Below are 263 nucleotides of genomic sequence, written 5' to 3' on the forward strand. Positions count from 1 at the left end.
AAAATTATGGCGCGAGACGGAATCGAACCGCCGACACATGGAGCTTCAATCCATTGCTCTACCAACTGAGCTACCGAGCCAATATTGCGGGAGCAGGATTTGAACCTACGACCTTCGGGTTATGAGCCCGACGAGCTACCGAGCTGCTCCATCCCGCGTTAATAATAAATAAAGGAGGATGTGGGATTCGAACCCACGCACGCTTTTACACGCCTGACGGTTTTCAAGACCGTTCCCTTCAGCCGGACTTGGGTAATCCTCCA

At 52.1% G+C, this 263-nt stretch carries 3 tRNA genes; all 3 read right to left on the reverse strand.

From position 1 onward, the window contains the following. Positions 1–7: 7 nt before the first annotated feature. A tRNA-Phe gene (locus HMPREF3237_RS08690) sits at positions 8–80 on the reverse strand. A 4-nt stretch (positions 81–84) separates the two neighbouring features. Next, a tRNA-Met gene (locus HMPREF3237_RS08695) sits at positions 85–158 on the reverse strand. A 14-nt stretch (positions 159–172) separates the two neighbouring features. Continuing rightward, positions 173–262 (reverse strand) — tRNA-Ser (locus tag HMPREF3237_RS08700). Position 263: the final 1 nt, after the last annotated feature.

This window comes from Streptococcus sp. HMSC34B10 (assembly GCF_001839505.1).
GTDB lineage: Bacteria > Bacillota > Bacilli > Lactobacillales > Streptococcaceae > Streptococcus > Streptococcus peroris.